The sequence below is a fragment of the Streptomyces sp. NPDC107546 genome (genome assembly GCF_055639175.1).
The window spans coordinates 1-18669 of sequence record NZ_JBVKBA010000013.1 but is presented as its reverse complement, the minus strand read 5'-3'; the positions used below and the strand labels follow the sequence as shown (position 1 = coordinate 18669).

15 protein-coding genes and 1 pseudogene are annotated in these 18669 nt (G+C 71.3%); 11 read left to right on the top strand and 5 right to left on the bottom strand.

All coding sequences use genetic code 11. The annotated features are described in order from the left end of the window. Position 1: 1 nt before the first annotated feature. From ACZ7L1_RS20300 to ACZ7L1_RS20275, 6 genes are all read left to right on the top strand, one after another. Entirely contained in the window at positions 2–1006 is a 1005-nt protein-coding gene (locus ACZ7L1_RS20300) for a glutamate ABC transporter substrate-binding protein (protein WP_471438924.1), read from the top strand. A gap of 87 nt (positions 1007–1093) precedes the next feature. Then, positions 1094–2416 (top strand): hypothetical protein, encoded by a 1323-nt coding sequence (locus ACZ7L1_RS20295; RefSeq protein WP_471438922.1) that lies wholly within the window; start codon positions 1094–1096, stop codon positions 2414–2416. Continuing rightward, positions 2413–5091, top strand: a complete 2679-nt coding sequence (locus tag ACZ7L1_RS20290) for a tetratricopeptide repeat protein (protein WP_471438920.1) — start codon at positions 2413–2415, stop codon at positions 5089–5091. Before ACZ7L1_RS20295 ends, ACZ7L1_RS20290 begins: the two co-directional genes overlap by 4 nt. Positions 5092–5094: 3 nt before the next feature. Beyond that, positions 5095–6495: a protein phosphatase 2C domain-containing protein gene (locus tag ACZ7L1_RS20285; protein WP_471438918.1), complete on the top strand. Its 1401-nt coding sequence runs from the start codon at positions 5095–5097 to the stop codon at positions 6493–6495. 173 nt (positions 6496–6668) lie between these two features. After that, on the top strand, positions 6669–8051 hold the full coding sequence (locus tag ACZ7L1_RS20280) for a vWA domain-containing protein (protein ID WP_471438916.1): 1383 nt from the start codon (positions 6669–6671) through the stop codon (positions 8049–8051). 82 nt (positions 8052–8133) lie between these two features. Further along, entirely contained in the window at positions 8134–9501 is a 1368-nt protein-coding gene (locus ACZ7L1_RS20275) for an FHA domain-containing protein (RefSeq protein WP_471438914.1), read from the top strand. Between the two features lie 22 nt (positions 9502–9523). Here the strand turns inward: ACZ7L1_RS20275 and ACZ7L1_RS20270 are convergent, their stop codons facing one another. Further along, positions 9524–10504: a methyltransferase domain-containing protein gene (locus ACZ7L1_RS20270; RefSeq protein WP_471438912.1), complete on the bottom strand. Its 981-nt coding sequence runs from the start codon at positions 10502–10504 to the stop codon at positions 9524–9526. Between the two features lie 119 nt (positions 10505–10623). Between ACZ7L1_RS20270 and ACZ7L1_RS20265 the strand changes: the two genes are divergently transcribed. Further along, positions 10624–11037: a globin gene (locus ACZ7L1_RS20265; protein WP_471438910.1), complete on the top strand. Its 414-nt coding sequence runs from the start codon at positions 10624–10626 to the stop codon at positions 11035–11037. 9 nt (positions 11038–11046) lie between these two features. On the opposite strand, the gene ACZ7L1_RS20260 is transcribed toward ACZ7L1_RS20265, so the two are convergent. From ACZ7L1_RS20260 to ACZ7L1_RS20245, 4 genes and pseudogenes are all read right to left on the bottom strand, one after another. Next, positions 11047–11733: a DUF8185 domain-containing protein gene (locus ACZ7L1_RS20260; RefSeq protein ID WP_471438908.1), complete on the bottom strand. Its 687-nt coding sequence runs from the start codon at positions 11731–11733 to the stop codon at positions 11047–11049. After that, positions 11730–12140 carry an acyl-CoA thioesterase gene (locus tag ACZ7L1_RS20255; protein ID WP_263229944.1) on the bottom strand — a complete coding sequence of 137 codons (411 nt, stop codon included), beginning with the start codon at positions 12138–12140 and terminating at the stop codon, positions 11730–11732. The genes ACZ7L1_RS20260 and ACZ7L1_RS20255 overlap by 4 nt, the downstream gene beginning before the upstream one ends. A 2-nt stretch (positions 12141–12142) precedes the next feature. Beyond that, complete coding sequence (gene ettA / locus ACZ7L1_RS20250) at positions 12143–13807, bottom strand: energy-dependent translational throttle protein EttA (protein WP_471438906.1); 1665 nt, start codon at positions 13805–13807, stop codon at positions 12143–12145. 338 nt (positions 13808–14145) lie between these two features. After that, positions 14146–14454: pseudogene (locus tag ACZ7L1_RS20245) on the bottom strand (UTRA domain-containing protein); the annotation flags it as partial. Positions 14455–14787: 333 nt separating this feature from the next. Here ACZ7L1_RS20245 and ACZ7L1_RS20240 point away from each other — a divergent pair. The 4 genes from ACZ7L1_RS20240 (at position 14788) to ACZ7L1_RS20225 (ending at position 18375) form a co-directional block, all read left to right on the top strand. Next, positions 14788–15300 (top strand): hypothetical protein, encoded by a 513-nt coding sequence (locus tag ACZ7L1_RS20240; protein WP_471438904.1) that lies wholly within the window; start codon positions 14788–14790, stop codon positions 15298–15300. A 196-nt stretch (positions 15301–15496) separates the two neighbouring features. Beyond that, positions 15497–17467 carry an NHL repeat-containing protein gene (locus ACZ7L1_RS20235; protein WP_471438902.1) on the top strand — a complete coding sequence of 657 codons (1971 nt, stop codon included), beginning with the start codon at positions 15497–15499 and terminating at the stop codon, positions 17465–17467. A 411-nt stretch (positions 17468–17878) separates the two neighbouring features. Beyond that, positions 17879–18112, top strand: coding sequence for a hypothetical protein (locus ACZ7L1_RS20230; protein WP_471438900.1), 234 nt, complete (start codon positions 17879–17881; stop codon positions 18110–18112). 44 nt (positions 18113–18156) lie between these two features. Continuing rightward, positions 18157–18375 carry a hypothetical protein gene (locus ACZ7L1_RS20225; protein ID WP_471438898.1) on the top strand — a complete coding sequence of 73 codons (219 nt, stop codon included), beginning with the start codon at positions 18157–18159 and terminating at the stop codon, positions 18373–18375. Positions 18376–18669 lie beyond the last annotated feature (294 nt).

The window sequence follows — 18669 nt, the reverse complement described above, 5'->3', positions numbered from 1 at the left end:
GATGATCGCACGGCGTCTGCGGGCGAGCCTGAGGGGCTGGGGCGGCGTGGCGGGGATGCTCGTCGCCTGCGCGCTCTCCCTGGTCCTCGCGCTGCTGCTGCCGATGACCCACCCGCACGGGAACGGCCAGACGGGCACCGGTGGCCCGGGCCTCGCCAGGGCCACACAGGCCAAGGACGACTCCTGCGGAGGCCACCCGGAGCGGATGAGCCCGCCGCCGTCGAGCGACGAGAGCGGCCCGGCGGTCACGGCCATCAAACAGCGCGGCTATCTCTCGGTGGGCGTCGACCAGAACAGCTACCACTGGGGCTACCGCGACCCCAACACCAAGGGCAGCGACCTCGAGGGCTTCGACATCGACCTCGCCCGCGAGATCGCCCGGCAGATCATCGGCAGCCCGGACGCCGTCCGCTTCCACGCCATCCCCACCAACCAGCGCATCCCGGCGATCAAGAACCACCAGGTGGACATGGTGGTGCGCACCATGACGATCACCTGCGCCCGGCTGGCGGACGTCTCCTTCTCCGAGCCGTACTTCACGACCGGCCAGCAGGTCCTTGCGCCCAAGACGTCCCCGATCACGGGCTATGACACCTCGCTCGCCGGCAGGAGGATCTGCTCGGCCCAGGGTTCGACCGCGGGCGCGAAGCTGACCGAGGACAGGAAGTCCGGCCGGCTCGCCGCGTCCGCCGACATCTCCACCACCGTCCCCAACCAGCTCGACTGCCTGGTGAAACTGCAACTCGGCGAGGTCGACGCGGTGGTCACCGACGGCGCGCTCGCCGCGAGCCAGGCCGCCCAGGACCCGACCGTCGAACTCAAGGGGAAGCCCTTCACGACCGAGTACTACGGCGTGGCGATGAACAAGGATGACAAGGATCTGGTACGCCGGGTCAACCAGGCGCTCGAGGACTACCGCAGGAACGGCTGGCAGGCCTCGTACACCAGGTGGCTGTCCCAGACGCTGGGCAAGGACTCGACGCCGTCACAGCCGCCTTCCACCTGAACCGGCGCAACCGACCTGATACCACTGGAGAGTTGCCCCGGCGCACCGGACACGCGCGCGGGGAACGACGAGAGCGAGAGGTGATCGATGGGCGTCACGGGACCCACCGGGCCGGTGCTGGACCGGGACGAGGTGGACCGTGCGCTGGCGCGGCTCGGTGCGGAGCACGAGGCCATAGAGACCTCGCTCCTCGCCCTGCAGGACCACGCGGGCCGCAGACTCCTCGAGGGCGCCGAACTGACCGGCGTCACCAAGGAGCGGTGGGCGTCGGCGGAGGCGTCGATCACCCTGCTGTGGGCGTACTTCGACGCCTACACGGACACGCTGCGCACCGCGCGGGAGATCCGCTCCCGCAGACGCTGGTCGAGCCGCGAGGACCTGGCCGAGCTGACCGAACTGCTGCGCGGCCCGAGCGTCACCGTCGCGGGCGGTGCCACGGCGACGGCGAACGCGCCGACCCTGGCGGGCACCGGCCGGCTCAGCGAGCAGTTCACCCTGGAACAGCTCGTGGACCGGATGAACGACCTGTACGCGTCCTCCCTGGACATGGTCGTCGCCGCCGACGCCGTGTGGTCGGCGCTGCCCGCCCGGATCGATTTACTGGCCGCGGAGTTGCAGCGCACGCGTCAGCTCGCCCACTCGGTGGGCGTACGCCCCGGCGAGCATCCGGCGGGCGACGACCTGGAGCGCATCACCCGCACCCTGACCAGGCTGCGCGAGCAGGTGGTCTCCGACCCGCTGGCGTACTGGGTCCCGGCCCAGGGGAGTTCGGCGCCCGGCGGCGGCAGGCCGGACACCACGGTGTACGACCGCCAGGCGCGCGCCCTGGAGGACGTACGCCGGGAGATCGACGCGGTGCTGACGGTACGTCAGGACGCGGAGAAGCGGCTCGTCAGGCTGCGCGACCTGCTCAGCCGCGCGGACCGCACCCTGGCCGAGGCCCGCAGCGCGCGCGGTGAGGTGCTGGCGAAGATCGCCGCCTCGGAGGTGCCCGCGGTCAGCGGCCCGCCCACCGCGCTGCAGGAGCAGTTGGCGACGGCCGCCGAGTACCGCAGGCACGCCCAGTGGCACCGCCTCTCGCCCCTCCTGGACTCGCTGGAGCAGAGGGCGGAGGACGAACTCCAGCGCGCCCGCGAGTCGCTGACGGCGGTCACCGCGCCGCTCGCGGTCCGCGCCGAGCTGCGCGGCCGCCTCGACGCGTACAAGGCGAAGGTGGCCCGGCACGGCCTGGCTGAGGACCCGCTGCTGGTCGAGCGGTACGACACGGCCCGCCGCATGCTGTGGAGCGCACCCTGCGACCTGAGGGCCGCCGAGCAGGCGGTGCTGCGCTACCAGCGGGCGGCCGCGGAACTGTTCGGCGCGCGCGTGCCCGAGCCGGGCGCACCGGTCGACCGGAGGGGGGAGGCATGAGCCAGGCGGGGCGGACGTGCCAGCGGCCCGGCTGCGAGGGGTCGTACGAGGACGTGGGCGGCGGCGAGCTGTACTGCGACACGTGCGGGCTCGCACCGGTCGTCTCGGCGAAGGGCGCGGAGGGCTCGCCGCCCGCGGGGGGCGCCGCGGACGGCAAGGGCTCCCAGGGCTCGGGGACCGGCGGCGCGCGGCCCGGTTCCGGGGCGTCGTCGCGGTCGTCGCAGTCCCGGCGGTCGTCACAGTCGCGGCGCTCGGTGTCGGGCCGGCTGTCCGGGAAGTCCACCAGCCGCTCGGTGTCGGTGCGCAGCTCCGGCTCCACGGCCGGGAGTTCCGGTCGCAGCCGGCTCGGCCTGGGCCTGGTGCAGGTCCCGGCGGTGCCGCGGCCCGACCCGCGCGCCATGGTGCTGGAGCGCGCGGAGGTGCCCGAGCGCAAGCGGTTCTGCTCGCGCTCCGACTGCGGGGCCCCGGTGGGGCGGTCGCGCGGTGACCGGCCCGGGCGCACGGAGGGCTTCTGCACCAAGTGCGGCCACCCCTATTCGTTCGTCCCGAAGCTGAAGGCCGGCGACATCGTGCACGGCCAGTACGAGGTCGTGGGCTGCCTGGCGCACGGCGGGCTCGGCTGGATCTACCTGGCGGTCGACCGTGCCGTCTCCGACCGGTGGGTGGTCCTCAAGGGCCTGCTGGACACCGGCGACCAGGACGCGATGGCCGCGGCGATCTCCGAGCGGCGCTTCCTCGCGGAGATCGAGCACGCCAACATCGTGCGGATCTACAACTTCGTCGAGCACCTGGACCAGCGCACGGGCTCGCTCGACGGCTACATCGTCATGGAGTACGTCGGCGGCAAGTCGCTCAAGGAGATCGCCAACGAGCGACGCGCACCGGACGGGCGACGCGATCCGCTGCCGGTGGAGCAGGCGTGCGCGTACGGCATCGAGGCGCTGGAGGCGCTCGGCCATCTGCACAGCCGGAACCTGCTGTACTGCGACTTCAAGGTCGACAACGCCATCCAGACCGAGGACCAGCTCAAGCTGATCGACATGGGCGCGGTGCGCAGGATGGACGACGACGAGTCGGCCATCTACGGCACGGTCGGCTACCAGGCGCCCGAGGTCGCGGAGGTCGGCCCCTCGGTCGCCTCCGACCTCTACACGGTCGCGCGCACCCTGGCGGTGCTCACCTTCGACTTCCCGGGCTACACGAACGCCTATGCGGACTGTCTGCCCGACCCGGACACCATCGAGGTGTTCCGCCGGTACGAGTCCTTCTACCGGCTGCTGGTCCGCGCCACCGACCCCGATCCCGCGCGCCGGTTCGCGTCCGCGCAGGAGATGTCGGAGCAGCTGACGGGGGTGCTGCGCGAGGTCGTCGCGCTTCGGACGGGCCGTCCGAGGCCCGCGCTGTCGACGCTGTTCGGTCCGGAACTCAAGCTCGCGGACACGGAGTTGTTCCCGAGGCAGCCCGGGGAGGTGTCGCGGCTGGGGGCACGGGTGGTGCCGGCGCGCCGCCTGCGCCGAGCGGCCGGGGGTGCGCTGCCCGCCACGCCGGGCACGCCGGGCTCCGGCACCGGGGAGGCCGCGTCCGCCCCCGCCGTCGTAGCCGCTCCGCTCGCCGCCCCTCCCGGCGCCGCCCCCGCCGTCTCCGGCTCCCCCGCCGCCGGTACCGGTCCGGGAGCGACCGGGAGCACGGGGGGCGCGGCCGCCGCCGGCACCCCCGCCGGCACCCCCGCCGTCGTCAAGCCGGTCGACGCCCCTGCCGCCGCGCTCGCGCTGCCCGTTCCGCATGTCGACCCCGGCGACCCCAACGCCGGTTTCCTGGCCGGTCTCATGGCCTCCGCGCCCGCCGAGCTGGTCGTCGCTCTGCGGACCGCACCCGCCGCCTCCCCGGAGCTGCGGCTGCGCGAACTGCGCGCCCGGCTGGAGATGGGCGAGACGGCGGATGCCGGGCAGACCCTCGCGGCCCTGGAGGCGGACCACGCCGACGACTGGCGGGTCGTGTGGTACCGGGGCGTCACCGCTCTCGTCACGGGTGACCACGAGGCCGCCGCGCTCTCCTTCGACGCGGTCTACGACGCCTTCCCCGGCGAGCCCGCGCCCAAGCTGGCCCTCGGCCTGTGCGCGGAGGTCCTCGGCCAGCTCGACAACGCCGCCGAGTACTACCGCCTCGTCTGGACGACCGACCCGAGCTACGTCAGCGCGGCGTTCGGTCTGGCCCGCGTCCAGTTCGCCGCCGGTGACCGCCAGGGCGCCGTGCGTACCCTGGAGTCCGTGCCGGAGGCGTCCATCCACTACACCGCCGCCCGCGTCGCCGCCGTCCGGGCGCGGCTGCGGCAGCGCACCGGCCGGGGACCGGACCCGGCCTTCCTGGACGACCTGGTGGCCGCCGCGGGACAGGTGCAGGCGCTGGAGGCGTACGGCCTGGACGCCGTGCGGCGCGAGCAGTTGTCCACAGAGGTCCTGGGCTGTGCGCTGGACTGGGTACTCTCCGGTGGCCAGGGCTCCGCGCCGCCCGCGGCCGACGGGCGGGCGCTGCTCGGCAGCGACCTGGACGAGCGCGGCCTGCGCTTCGGTCTGGAGCGCTCGTACCGGACGCTGGCCAGACTCGCACAGGGCGGCGAGGAGAGGATCGACCTGGTGGAACGTGCAAACCGTTACCGCCCCCGGACGTGGGTGTGATCGATGTCGCAGATGCCCCGGTCGACGGCGCTTTCGCGGTGCCCCAGCTGTGAGGAGCCCCTGGAGTCGGGCGACCTCTACTGCGGTGCCTGCGGGTACGACCTGTCGGTGGTGCCCTCCCCGCCGTCCGACCCCCCGACGCTGACCATGAACGGCACCGTGCCGCGGCCCTCTTCGCAGGCGCCCCCGGTGGACTGGCCGACCGCTTCTCCGGCGGGCGGCCCTCAGGCGCCCGCACCGGTGCACCTGCCGACCGACCTGCCGGGCACGGACCCGGGCGGCGCGGAGCCGCCCGGAACGCCCGCCGGGAGGGGCGTGCGGTTCGACCGTCCCGCGGAACCCGACGACTACCACCTCGCCTCCCCCGAGCTCTCGACTTCTCCCCCGCTCTCGGCTTCGCTCGAGCGGGGGGACCCCCATGAGCAGGTCGGACCCCCGCCTCAGCCGGTCGACCCGCGCACCGCCGTGCCGTCCACGCCTCCCGCCGGCACGACGGTCTGCGTGGCCTGCCGCGCGGGCACCGTGGACAGCGACGGCTACTGCGAGAACTGCGGCCATGCCCAGCCCCGTGAACGCGACCACCTGGAGCAGGAGTTGGGCGCGGTCGCGGCGGTCAGCGACCGCGGTCTGCGCCACCACCGCAACGAGGACGCCTTCGCGGTCTCCGCAACCGCGCTGCCCGACGGCTCGCCCGCGGTCGTCGCGATCGTCTGCGACGGCGTGTCCTCGGCGACCCGCCCCGACGACGCCTCTCTGGCCGCCGCCCGGGCGGCGAGCGAGGCGCTCCTCGACGCCCTGCCGCGCGGCACGCACCCGCAGCAGGCCATGCACGACGCGATCGTCGCCGCCTCGCACGCCGTCAACTCCCTGGCCGCCGAGCCCGAGACGGCCCAGGAGCACGCCCCGCACCAGAACGCGCCCGCGTGCACCCTGGTCGGCGCCGTCGTCACCGCGAGTCTGCTCGTCGTCGGCTGGGTCGGCGACAGCCGCGTCTACTGGGTCCCGGTGGACCGCGCCGCGCCGCCGGCCCGGCTCACCGAGGACGACTCCTGGGCCGCGCAGATGGTCGCTGCGGGCCTGATGAGCGAGGCCCAGGCGTACGCCGACGAGCGTGCCCACGCGATCACGGGCTGGCTCGGCGCGGACGCCTACGAACTGGACCCGCACACCGCGTCGTTCAAGCCGGACCGGCCGGGTGTCGTGGTGGTGTGCACCGACGGGCTGTGGAACTACGCGGAGGCCGCCGAGGAGATGGCCGAGGTCGTGCCGCTCGACGCCGGGCTCCGCCCGCTGCACGCCGCCCGGGTACTGCTGGGCCACGCCCTGGACGGCGGCGGGCACGACAACGTAACAGTGGCGGTCCTCCCGTTCCCGGCACTGCCGCAGGGGGCAGGATCCGCCTGAGAGGTGTGCCGGGGGCACCGTGAGGGTGCCCCCGGAGGCGCCCGGGGCCGGCGGGGGTCGGCCCCGGGGCCTGTCGTGGGGAGTTCGACGGCAGGGCCCAGGACCGGAGGGGACCGGTCCGCCATCAGTCATCACCCACCGCGGTGGGTTCTCAAGGGGGATCCGATACGGCCATGGCCAATTTCTCGAAGTTGAACGTGCCGCAGTTCTCGGTGGACGTCTACCAGAACGAGTACCTGCCGGAGGGGGGCCGCGAGGTCAACGCCATCGTCACGGTGACGGCGACGGGTGGCGGCACGATCGGAGGCGCCGTCACGACACCCCACCTCTACGCGCCGGGGCAGGCCCCGGACGCGGCGGTGGCGATCATGGTCGACTGCTCCGGGTCGATGGACTATCCGCCGACCAAGATGCGCAACGCGCGCGAGGCGACCTCCGCCGCCATCGACACCCTGCGCGACGGCGTGCACTTCGCGGTGATCGGCGGCACCCACGTGGCCAAGGAGGTCTACCCGGGCGGCGGGCGGCTCGCGGTCGCCGACGCGACCACCCGCGGCCAGGCCAAGCAGGCGTTGCGCCGGCTGAGCGCGGGCGGTGGCACCGCGATCGGCACCTGGCTGCGGCTCGCGGACCGGCTGCTCTCCTCGGCGGACGTCTCCATACGCCACGGCATCCTGCTCACCGACGGCCGCAACGAGCACGAGTCCCCCGACGCGTTGAAGGCCACGCTGGACGCCTGCGCCGGCCGGTTCACCTGCGACGCGCGGGGAGTGGGCACCGACTGGGAGGTCAAGGAGGTCACCGGGATCGCCTCGGCGCTGCTCGGCACCGCCGACATCGTCGCCGACCCGGCCGCTCTCGCCGCCGACTTCACACAGATGATGGAGACGGCCATGGGCAAGGAGGTCGCGGACGTCGCGCTGCGGCTGTGGACACCCGTCGGCACGGAGATCACATTCGTCAAGCAGGTGGCGCCCACCGTCGAGGACCTGACCGCCCGGCGGATCGAGGCGGGTCCGCGCGCCGGGGACTACCCCACCGGCTCCTGGGGCGACGAGTCCCGCGACTACCACGTCTGCGTGCAGGTCCCGCCCGCGAACATCGGCCAGGAGATGCTGGCCGCGCGCGTGTCGTTGGTCATACCCGAGGCTGGGGGCACCTCCCGCTCGAGCGTGGCCGCGAGTGGGGGAGGAAGTGCCCAGCGCCTGGGTGCCCAGGGGCTCGTACGAGCCGTGTGGACCGACGACATGACGGCGTCCACGTCCATCAACCCCCAGGTCGCGCACTACACAGGGCAGGCCGAACTCGCCCAAGTCATCCAACAGGGGCTGGATCTGCGCAAAGAGGGCGATTTCGATGGCGCAACGGCCAAGCTGGGCCGCGCCGTTCAGCTCGCGAATGCCTCAGGGAACGCGGATACTGCGAAACTGCTTGCGAAGGTGGTGGACGTGGTCGATGCCGCGACAGGTACTGTGCGACTGAAGGCGAAGGTCGCAGAGGCCGACGAGATGACACTCGAGACACGGTCCACAAAGACTGTTCGTGTAAAGAAGTGACATAACAGCCAGCCCGACCCCCAGGGGTTGGAGAACCACGCCGGTCCCGGTGGCCGGAAGAAGGAGAGGGGGACGCGCCGACATGCCGACCTGCCCGAACGGACACCAGTCGGGTTCCGACGACTGGTGCGAGGTCTGCGGTCACCGTATGGCCGGTGCCGTGCCCCCGCCGCCTCCGCCGCCGCCCGCCGCCGGTTACGGCTTCCCGCCGCCGGGTTCGCCCCCGCCGCCTCCGGGCCCGGGCGGCCGCCCGGGGGGACGCCCGCTGTCCGCCGTACCGGATTCCGAGCCGGAGCTGTGCCCGCAGTGCCGTACACCCCGGGAGGGCGGCGCCCCGTTCTGCGAGGAGTGCCGGTGGAACTTCCTGACCAACACGGCGACCTCGTACACCCCCGCCGCCCCGCGCACGCCGGCGCCGGGTCTGCCGCCGCACTTCCAGCAGGGCGGACCGAGCGGGCCCGGCCCGGACTCGTACGACTACGAGAGGTCCCGGCCGTCGCAGGTCAACCGGCCTGCCGAACCGATTCCGCCGCCGCCGTTCGGCAGCGAGCCGTCCGGGCCGACGCGGTTCGGCCCGGACGCCTCACGCCCGTCCGGTCCCGCGGGTCCGCCCGGCTTCGGCGCCGATCCCTCGCGTCCGGTTCCGCCGCCGCCCGGGCCCACGCCCGGTGGTCCGGGCGGTCCCGGCGGTCCGGGCGGTCCCGGCGCGTCCCGTGGTCCGCAGACCACGGCTCCGGGTGCCCCGTCGGGCTTCCCGCAGGGCACACCGCCCTCCGCCTTCCAGCGGCCCGGCCCGCCGCCTCCCCCGCCGCCGACCCAGGGCTTCCCGCCCCCCGCTCCGCCGCAGTCGGGCGGTCCGTCCTTCGGCGGCGGTGACGACGACTGGGTGATCTCACCGCCGTCGTCCGCCCCGGCGCCGGGCGGCCCGGGCGGTCCCGGGGGCCCGGGTGGCCCCGGTGGCCCCGGTGGCGGTCAGGGCGGTGCATACGGCTACCCGCAGCCCGGTGCCACCCAGGCCCCGCCGCGCCCGTACGAGCAGCAGCCGGCGACCTGGACCGCGACCATCGGTCCGGACCGCGAGTACTTCATGGCGATGATGCAACGCTCCGGCCCGGAGGCCGCGGGCCTCAACCTGCCCGCGTACTCCCCGGAGCAGCAGCGCACGCTCACCGGCAACCAGGTCACCATCGGCCGCCGCCGCCACTCCACCGGCGACACCCCCGACATCGACCTGTCGGTGCCGCCGGAGGACCCGGGCGTCTCGCACCAGCACGCGGTGCTGGTGCACCAGCCGGACGGGTCCTGGGCGATCGTCGACCAGAACTCCACCAACGGCACCACGGTCAACGGCTCCGAGGAGCCCATCCAGCCCTTCGTGCCGGTGCCCCTGCAGGACGGGGACCGGGTGCACGTGGGCGCCTGGACGACGATCACCGTCCGGCGGGGCTGAAAAGGGCTGAAAGAAGCGACGATCAGGGGAGGGGCCAGGCGTACGGCCCCTCCGGGTCGTCCAGCCACGCCCAGGAGCGGTCACCGCCGACCGTGATGCCGTACCGCTCCCGCCCGGGCTGTTCCTCACGCTCCCACAGCGTGTACGCCTCGTACGGATCGAGGCTGTCCAGCGTCAGGGCGAGCAGGAAACGGAACCGGTCGCTGCCGCGCGCCCGCTGCGGCAGGCCGCCCAGATCCCGCGGTTCCGGTTCGGCACGGGTGCCCCCGCGCAACGGCACGAAGAAGGCGGGCGTACGCAGGAAACGCCCCTCGGCGTGCCCCGCGTCCCGTACCCGCAGGGCGATCAGCCCGGTCGCGAACGGCATGAGGATGCGCGAGCCCGGAGCGCACTGCGCGAGCCAGGCGCCCGGGATCGAACACAGCGAGCAGGTCGCGATGACCCGGTCGAAGGGTGCGCGTTCCGGTACGCCGCGCGCGCCGTCGCCCGTGACCACGGCCGGGTGGTGTCCAGCGGCCGCCAGGTGCTGCCGGGCGGACTCGGTGATCTCCGGGTCCAGGTCGATGGTGGTGACCCGGTCGTCGCCGAGGCGGTGGGCGAGCAGGGCCGCGTTGTAGCCGGTGCCTGCGCCGATCTCCAGTACGGCGTGCCCGTCCTCGACCCCCAGCTCGGTCAGCATCTCCGCCATCAGGGAGGGCTGACTGCTGGAGGAGACCAGCTCGCCGTCGCGCACACGGGTGGCCAGCGGGGTGTCGGTGTACGCGCCGCGCAGCCACTGTTCCCTGCGCTCCGGGTCGGGGTCGCCGCACCATCGGCGTTCGTAGCCGCCCCTGACGCCGATGTAGTAGTACGGCACGAAGAGATGGCGCGGCACCGCCTCGAACGCCTCCCGCCACACGGGATCCGCGCTCCAGGCGCCGCTCGTGTCGATCTCCCGCACGAGTTCCGCCCGTGCCGACGCGGCGAGGTTCTCCAGATCCTGGTCGAGAGCGTGCGTGGCCATACCTCCACTGTGCTGCGGCACACAGTCCCGAGGCGAGCACGCCGCGCGCCGGATCCGGAATCCGCCCCACTGGCCCCCTGGTCCTAAGCCTTGCGTCCTCGGTCGGCGTGTCTGAGAGCATGGAGCGTGTGAAAGAGATTCGGCGCGGCACGCTTCAGGAGCAGACCTTCTACGAGCAGGTCGGCGGTGAGGAGACCTTCCGCCGCCTGGTCCACCGTTTCTACGAGGGAGTCGCCGAGGACCCGATCCTGCGGCCCATGTACCCCGAAGAGGACCTGGGCCCGGCAGAAGAGCGCCTCGTCCTGTTCCTGATCCAGTACTGGGGCGGCCCGACGACGTACAGCGAGCAGCGCGGCCATCCCCGTCTGCGCATGCGCCACGCCCCGTTCGCCGTGAACCAGGCCGCGCACGACGCCTGGCTGAAGCACATGCGGGTCGCGGTGGAGGAACTCGGCCTCTCCGAGGAGCACGAGACCACGCTGTGGAACTACCTGACGTACGCCGCCGCGACGATGGTGAACACCCCGGGGTGACCCCTCGGATCAGCGGACGCTGACGTTCAGCGCGCCCAGTCCGGCCCTGCGCACGGCGATCGACCCGTACGGCGTGCGCAGCCGGAGCCACGCGCCGGAGGAGAGCAGCGCGACCGGTTCCCCGGTGGACGCCTGCGGGGCCGGGCGCAGGAAGCCCAGCGACTGCGCCGCGTGCACGGCCCGCACCGGCAGCCCGGTGCCCCCCACCGTGCGGGACCAGATCTCCCGGCCGATGCGGTCGAGTTCGGCACGGGTGCGCCGCTCGGCCGGCAGCTCCTCCGTACGGGACCTGAACTCGGCCACCGCCGCCGCCACGGTCGCCCGCAGCGCGTCGGGCGCCACAAGCCCCGGCTCGGGCCGCCATCCGGCGCGCGGCGGCAGGACCCCCGCCCAGGGCGGCCCGGTGACGGTGGCAGGCACCGCCGCCGTGGCCGCCGACTCGTCGACGGACTCAAGGAGTTCACCCGCCGACACGGTCACATCGAGCTGGACCTCCAGCCCGTCCTCGTACGGCTTGGCGAGCCGCACCGCGCGGACCGCGAGCACCTCGAACGACGGCGGCCGCCCGAAGACCGCCAGCGTCGTCCCGGTCGCCTGCAGACGTACCGCGGCGCCGCGGTCGTAGTGGAGCAGCCGGGCCAGGAAGGCGGCCAGGTCCGCCGCCTCCCCGTCGTCGGCGAGGTGGAGCACCGTCATGCGGCGACGGCCTCCTCCTCGTCGTCCCGGTAGTCCTCGAGGAACGCGCGCTCCTCCGCCGTGATCCGGCGGGGCCGCTGTGCCTCGAAGTCGAACGGCACGACCACCGTCGAGGCCCGGACGCAGACCTGGTCGCCGTCCTTGACCTCGTAGGCGACCGTGAAGGACGCCGCCTTGATCTCGGTCACCCACAGCTCGATGTCCACCGGCTCGGGCCGGTGGACGAGCTGCCGCTTGTAGTCGATCTCGTGGCGTGCCACTACGGATCCCTGCCTGAACTGCTTGTCCGGGCGGCTCAGGAAGTCGATCCGGGCTTCCTCCAGGTAGCTGAGGAACACCGCGTTGTTGACGTGGCCGTATGCGTCCATGTCCGCCCAGCGCAGTGGGCAGCGGTAGATGTGCCGCAAGATCAGCCCCGGGTCAGCTTCCGGTAGGTGGCACGGTGCGGACGGGCCGCGTCCGGGCCGAGCCGCTCGATCTTGTTCTTCTCGTACGACTCGAAGTTGCCCTCGAACCAGAACCACTTGGACTCGCCCTCGTAGGCGAGGATGTGGGTGGCCACACGGTCGAGGAACCACCGGTCGTGGGAGACGACGACGGCGCAGCCGGGGAACTCGAGCAGCGCGTTCTCGAGCGACGACAGCGTCTCCACGTCGAGGTCGTTGGTCGGCTCGTCGAGGAGCAGCAGGTTGCCGCCCTGCTTCAGGGTGAGCGCGAGGTTGAGGCGGTTGCGCTCACCGCCGGAGAGGACACCGGCGGGCTTCTGCTGGTCCGGCCCCTTGAAGCCGAAGGCGGAGACATACGCCCGGGACGGCATCTCGACCTGCCCGACGTTGATGTAGTCGAGCCCGTCGGAGACGACCTCCCACAGCGTCTTCTTCGGGTCGATGTTGGCGCGGCTCTGGTCGACGTAGGAGATCTTGACGGTCTCGCCGACCTTGATGTCACCGGAGTCCGGCGTCTCCAGCCCCTGGATCATCTTGAACAGGGTGGTCTTGCCGGCGCCGTTCGGGCCGATGACACCCACGATGCCGTTACGCGGCAGCGTGAACGAAAGCCCGTCCACGAGGATCTTCTCCCCGAAGGCCTTGTGCAGGTCGTCGACCTCGACCACGACGCTGCCCAGGCGCGGGCCCGGCGGGATCTGGATCTCCTCGAAGTCCAGCTTCCGCATCTTCTCGGCCTCGGCGGCCATCTCCTCGTAGCGGGCCAGACGCGCCTTGGACTTGGCCTGCCGCCCCTTGGCGTTCGACCGCACCCACTCGAGCTCTTCCTTCAGGCGCTTCTGCCGCTTGGCGTCCTTCTGGCCCTCGACCTTGAGGCGGGTGGCCTTGGTCTCCAGGTAGGTGGAGTAGTTGCCCTGGTAGGGGTAGGCGCGGCCGCGGTCCAGCTCGAGGATCCACTCGGCGACGTTGTCCAGGAAGTACCGGTCGTGGGTGATCGCCACGACGGTGCCCTCGTACTTGGCCAGGTGCTGCTCCAGCCAGTTCACGGACTCGGCGTCGAGGTGGTTGGTGGGCTCGTCGAGCAGCAGCAGGTCGGGCTGCTCGAGGAGGAGCTTGCAGAGCGCGACACGGCGGCGCTCACCACCGGAGAGGGTGGTGACGGGCCAGTCGCCGGGCGGGCAGCCCAGCGCGTCCATGGCCTGCTCCAGCTGGGAGTCCAGGTCCCACGCGTTGGCGTGGTCGAGGTCCTCCTGGAGCTTGCCCATCTCCTCCATCAGCTCGTCGGTGTACTCGACCGCCATCTGCTCGGCGATCTCGTTGAACCGGTCGAGCTTGCCCTTGATCTCGGCGACACCCTCCTGGACGTTCTCCAGGACGGTCTTCTCCTCGTTGAGCGGAGGCTCCTGGAGGAGGATGCCGACGCTGTAGCCGGGCGAGAGGAAGGCGTCACCGTTGGACGGCTGCTCCAGCCCCGCCATGATCTTCAGCACGGTCGACTTGCCGGCACCGTTCGGACCGACGACGCCGATCTTGGCACCCGGGAGGAAGCTCAGGGTGACGTCGTCGAGAATCACCTTGTCGCCGTGCGCCTTGCGCGCCTTGCGCATGGTGTAAATGAACTCAGCCAAGAGAAACCGTCCGGCAGCTTGAAATCAGGCAGTGGGCAGATACACCCCATCTTGCCGTACCGCCAGCCGTAGGCGGAAACGCGTATGGCTGGGCGGCTCTGACCTGGGTCTTTGTGATGGACGACTGAGACTCGCCTGTCACTGTCGGTCGCCATTGGTCGGCCTCGGGCGGCCTCGGGCGGCCTCGCACGGCCCAGAGACGGCCCAGAGGTGATCACTCGGCAGCTCACATCCGGGGGCTCCGCTACTACTGCGTGATCGCAGGGATGACCGCTCGCCGCTTGAGGACGTCGACGCACCCAGCGCACTGCCGTAGCCCGTCCCCGCGAGGCGTGCGCCTACCGATTGATCGGGATCTCGTAGACGATCTCGCAGTGAGCCGCGGGCGCCGCGATTCCGCCGTCTCCACGGGCCGCCCGTCGTCGCTGTAGTACGTCCGCCGGATATGCGTGACGAGTGCCGCCTTCTGGATGCCCAGAAGTGAGGCTTCCTCGGCGGTCGCCTGTCGTGGCTCCGGCTGTTCCACAGCATGGCTGACGGTGACGCCGATCGCCGCCATGCGGTTCACGACCCCCCGCTCCGGCGTGCGGTCCCCCCTCGGGGAGGACGACAAGAGTGTCGGCGGTGAGGTCGTAGGGCTCCCAAATCGCTGCTGTACAGCAACCGTCCGCGGCTCGCCTGTACAGCGGGCGGTCGTGTGGTGGTGCCTGGGTGCGAGGAGCGAGGCCGGCCTTTCGTTAGGAACTCTAAGCTTCTTCCCGTTCGGCCGAGCAGCAGTGGAGATTCGCGTTTGCAGGATCCAGGGTGAGAGTTGGCAGCTGGATCACGCATCGAGGATGGGTCCTGCACAGGCCCGCTTCGCGTGCAGGGGGCGCGAAGCCACACGATCGCCGACGGGCAGCCGGAGTCCCGCTGCGGTGCCACCCAAGCTGCGTATCTCCCTGACCGGCCCCATCGGCGGAGTCGGGAATGCGGCAGCCGTGAGCCTGACCGACGGTCTGAAGGCGGCAAGGAGGGTGATCGTGGCACTCACTGAGGCGGATCTGCTCAAAGCCGGCGATGCCGGGCTGGTGGAGCTCTTCCGCGAAAGTTCGCCCGGTGACATCCCGAATGGCCCGCTGCAGGGCACTGGCATTGTCCGATGGGGCGGCAGTCGGGTCGCCCGACCATTGGCGGCGCTCGTGCGCACGGCCGTGTGGCGGGGCAAGGTCTTCGCCCCGAACGGCTACCTGAGCAATCGGATGACCTCCTTCGACGTGCTCGCCATCGTGGCGCAGGTCTATACAGGCCCGAGCCTGCTGGACGACCGGGAGTGTGTCGTCATCGACTACTCAAGGACGTCCCTGGTCGCCCGGGGAGTGCGCGACGAGATGCGGCAAGTCGGTCCGGGCCTGTATCTGGGGGTCGTCTGGCTGTTCGGGTTCAGGGTCGGATGGTTCGTGCTTCGAGTTCTGGAACGCGGCCCCGGCCCGGCCGAGGCCGAAGAGACCTGAGCCCCATCCACCCGCACAGCGGACCGGTGCCGGCCCCGGCTGTCACCGGAGTCGCCGACGACCACAACCCCCTTACGGCTCCGCACCCCAGTCCGACCACCTACGGCGAACGGTTTCCATGATGCGCATCTCAGACATACATCCGCTCAGACCGGTCTTCGCGAAAGTGAGCCGCGCACGAATACGGACGGGTCCGGTGCCGTGGGCGGCGGCCACCGCGGCAGCGGCCTCCGCCGCCGTCGCCGTCGCCGTCGCCCTGGGAACAGTGACCACTCCCGCGGCGTCACCCGGCGCCCCACCGGGCCCGTTGCACGGCATGGTCAACGGCGCGGGACGGCCGCTGCGCGGTGCGCACGTGACGCTCTTCGCCGGATCGCGGTCAGGAGTCAGAGAGCTGGGCCGCGCAACGACCGATGCGAGCGGCTCCTTCACCATCACCTATGCCCAGCCCGCTGACGGAGTCGTGTACGTCGAGGCGGCTTCGACGGCAGCGCGCAGATTCCGGCTGCGTTCGGTCGTCGGGCTGGGCGTCGGCGGCGGTGTGCCCCAGCGGACTGTGAACACGGTGACCGTCAACGAACTGACCACGATCGCCACGGCCTACGCCCTGGCCCAGTTCGGCGACCAGCGCGGCATCACCGGACCGAGCCCGGGACTGCAGAACGCCGCGGCGACAGCCTTCACCCTCGCCGACCCGGTCACCGGCAAGCCCGCAGCGGCGGTGACGGCCGACAGCGCCAACAGCCAGACACTCGCCACACTGGATACGCTCGCCAACCTCATCTCCCTGTGCACGGCGGACAACCCGCGCTGCGACCAGGTCCTTCGGCTGGCTACACCACCAGGAAACGCGGCTGCGGCCGACACCGTGCAGGCGGTCGGGAACCTCGCCCACAGCCCCACACTGTCTCCGGCCGACCTCTACGCCCTGGCCCGTGAGGCGAACGTCTTCACTCCCGCCCTCACCGCACCACCCACGGCCTGGATCCTGGCGCTACGCCACACCGCAGGCGACCTCTACGCTCCCGGCCGCATCGCCTTCGACGCCCACGGCAACGCCTGGGCGAGCAACAACTGGCTGCCCGGTACCCGGAACCCCAACCCCTTCGTGACCGTCCAGGACCCGACAGGCATTCCCACCTTCGGTAGCCCCATCAGCGGCGGCGGCATGAAAGGCGGGGCGTGGGGCATCGCGATCGACCATGACGGCTCCGTCTGGATACCCAGCTACGGCGGCAACGCCATGTCGAAGTACTCAGCCACCGGCGCCGTGCTGTCGCCCCCGACCGGGTGGAAGAACGGCGGGCTCAACCACCCGCAGGGCACCGCCGTCGACCAGCGGGGCAACGTGTGGATCGCCAACTCCTACGGTCTCAAGGGCAAACCCGGCCAGGGCAGCGTCGTCGTATACCCGCACGGCGACCCCTCCAAGGCCATCACCATCACCGACAGCAGCTTCAACCATCCGTTCGCCGTCCAGATCGACGCCTACGGCCGGGCCTGGGTCACCAACAGCCACCTCTCCTTCACCGAGATCATGGAAAGCAAGCGCCCCGGCAAAGTCGGCGGCAGCGTCACCGTCATCGGACCCGACTTCAAACCCATCACCTCCATCAACGACAGCTCCCTCCAAGCGCCCGTCGGACTCGCACTGGACTCAAAGGGCAACGCCTGGGTGGCGAACTTCTTCAGCAGCGCCATCACTCAGATCCAACCCAACGGCACCGTCGCGGGCGTGCATCAGCTGCCCAGGACGGTCTTCCCCTGGTCGGTCGCTGTCGACGGTACGGATCGCGTGTGGGTCGCCGGATTCGGCGCCTCCTCAGTGTCGCTGCTGTGCGGCGTGAACACCGCCGCCTGCACTGCGGGAGCCTCGGCCGGCACCGTCCTGTCCCCTGGCACGGGCTTCCAGAACAAGGCGATCCAGCATCTTACGGCCGTTCAGATCGACGCCTCCGGAAACGTCTGGGTGGCCAACAACTGGTCGAAGATCATCCCACCGACGGGCGGCGAAGGACTGGTCAAGCTCATCGGACTGGCTGCCCCGGTCTGCACGCCCCTCACGCCCCTGCCAGTGCGTCCCTCCGCGACAACCCCCACCGCCTGCCCCACCGCGAAGCGGGAGGGCACCTCCATCCAACATCAGGAGCAGCGATCGCCACGTTGAGCTGTTCAGTCACCACTTCGAAGGGTGACTTTTATGTCCCTCGACGAACGACGCTGGTGCATCCCCCGTCGCCTTAGCGTTGTTGCATCGAAGCCTCAGTGGTGGGGTGTTGCGGTGTGTGCAGGGGTGTTCACCTGGGTCTATGGGCGGATGGTCGGTGTGCGGGAGTGGGCCGCTGGTCTCGCCTGAACGTCCGCGAACGGCGGTGAATGAGACGGAAACTGAGACGGTGGCGACCGGCCGGGTCCTTGCTCCTGCCCAGGTGAGCGCTCAAAGGCAACTCGCCACCGCGGTCTCGGTTCGGCGTCGGGGCGAGCCGTACCGCCCGAGGTGTGCCCAGGGCCTGTCCTCCGTCACCTGGCACGGGATCTTTGCTGGCCTGAGAAATCGAACACATGCTTGAATTCGGTCATGCGACCGTTTCCCGACGACCTCGCCCAGGCACAGCAGGAGTGGAGTGCCACCTACCGGCAGCTTGCCGAGCGGCCCGGCTGTACCGAGTTGCGCCGGCATCTGTACCGGCTGTCGGCTCAGCTCTTCTTTCATCCCTACTGGCAGCAGCAGCGCCCGGGCCCTGCGGCGTGGCGGGAACTGCGTGATCTGGGACGCTCGGACGGGGACGTGAGCGAGCGGCTTCATCGATGACGCGCTGGAATGCGGGGCCGCATGCGCCGGATGATCCTGAAGGCATGTCCGGCGCGATTCGCGTGATCGTGCATCCGCCGTCGCCCACGGGAGGTCGGCGCGTACGCGTGGACGGCGAGACCCTCGGCCTGGCCCACAGCGTGGTCGACGTCGCGGAGTTCCTGCGCCGGGCCGGGCTGGAGATCGACCCGGCGGAGGTGGCAGGGACCCCGTGGATCGACTGGCGCGGAGTAGGGCCGGAACGCTGGGACCCGGAGACGTGATGCCCTGGGGATCGGGCCGGGGCCATCACCTTCTGATCCGTAGCTCTATAAAGATCGGTCAACGACGGTCACGGAGGTCGCCGCGAGGCCCCTCAGAGGCACTGCCGGTCCTGGTCGGTTGCTGCGGCTCTACTTCGCTGCTGTACCGCGACCGACCATCTCTTCGTCGCATACGTCTCGGCCTGCCATGAACTCCCGTACTAGTAGGACTCCGTTAGGTCTTTCTTGATCTTGGCGTGGCTCTGCTGGGCAGGGGTTGGTGGCAGGTGGTGCAGGTGCCGGTCCAGCAGTTCA